The sequence below is a fragment of the Bifidobacterium sp. UBA6881 genome (assembly GCA_002451435.1).
GTDB lineage: Bacteria > Actinomycetota > Actinomycetes > Actinomycetales > Bifidobacteriaceae > Bifidobacterium.
Genome location: DKCF01000092.1, coordinates 36,316 through 37,650 on the forward strand (window position 1 = coordinate 36,316; position 1,335 = coordinate 37,650).

Sequence of the window (1,335 nt, forward strand, 5' to 3'; positions counted from 1 at the left end):
GTCAGGATCAGCACCGGCACAGGACGCTCCGCCACGATGCGCTTGGTGGCCTCAAGGCCGTCCATGACGGGCAGCATGATGTCCATGATGATCAGGTCCGGACGCAGATGCGTCGCGGCCTGGACCGCGCTCACGCCGTCCGAGGCGACACGGGCGGTCCATCCCTCGGCAGTGATGCGCTGCGCGATGGCGGTGGCCAATGTCGGTTCGTCTTCGACCACCAGAACGGTGCGTGGAGTTGCTGTGGACTGTGCCGATGAATTGAGCATAACGTTCCGCCTTTCAGAGTTCTGGCTTCAAGAATACTGCTCCCAGTGCCGGAACGGTGATTTTCGCGGACCAATCGCGGGAATGGTATTCGCCCTTGACCGCGTCGAATGTTCCGTTGTGGATGTCGGACCCGCCATAGGAGGCGTCGTCCGTGGTGAGCACTTCGGTCCATTTCCCGCCCTTGGTGAGCGGAACCTGGTAGTTCTCCCACGCTTCGCCCGAGAAATTCACGACGACGACCATCTGCTCGCCGTTCTTGCCGATTCGCACAAAGCTTAATGTGTTGTGGTCGGCGTCGTCACTGGTGAGCCATTGGAAGCCGGCCGGATCGAAATCCTGGCTCCATAGCGCGGGGGACTCCCGGTACAACGCGTTCAGATCCGCGACGAGCTTTTGCACGCCACGGTGGTTGGGCCATTCGAGCGCGTCCCAATCGATGGAGCCGTCGTGGTCCCATTCGCCGTATTGGGCCACCTCGTTGCCCATGAAGGAAAGCTTCTTGCCCGGATGCGCCCACTGATAGGCGAACAGCGCGCGGACCCCCGCGTACTTCTGCCAGTCGTTGCCCGGCATCTTGCCGTATACGGAGCCTTTGCCGTACACGACCTCGTCATGGCTGATCGGCAGCACGTAATGCTCGGAATACGCGTAGACCATCGAGAACGTGATTTCGTTGTGGTGCCATTTGCGGTTGATCGGCTCCTCGTGGAGATACTGCAGGGTGTCGTGCATCCAGCCCATGTTCCATTTCAGGCCGAATCCCAAGCCTCCGGCGTCGGTGGGCGCGGTGATGCCGGGGTATGCGGTGGATTCCTCGGCGATCATCATGATGCCGGGGTAGTTCTTGTATGCGGTGGCGTTGGCCTCTTTGAGGAAGTCGATGGCCTCAAGGTTCTCGCGGCCGCCGTAGATGTTTGGGTGCCACTGGCCGGGCTTGCGGCTGTAGTCGAGGTACAGCATCGAGGATACCGCGTCCACGCGCAACGCGTCGATGTGGTATTCGTCGAGCCAGAAGCAGGCGTTCGCCACGAGGAAGTTGCGGACCTCGTTGCGGCCGAAATTGAA

The 1,335-nt window shown here is 60.9% G+C and carries 2 protein-coding genes; both read right to left on the bottom strand.

Annotated elements, in window-relative coordinates; genetic code table 11:
• A partial coding sequence (locus tag B3C64_RS07225) for a response regulator (protein ID WP_291534781.1) occupies positions 1 to 269 on the bottom strand: 269 nt, incomplete at its 3' end.
• 13 nt (positions 270 to 282) lie between these two features.
• Positions 283 to 1,335 (bottom strand): 1,4-alpha-glucan branching enzyme (gene glgB, locus B3C64_RS07230; protein WP_291534783.1); only part of this gene is annotated, 1,053 nt, incomplete at its 5' end.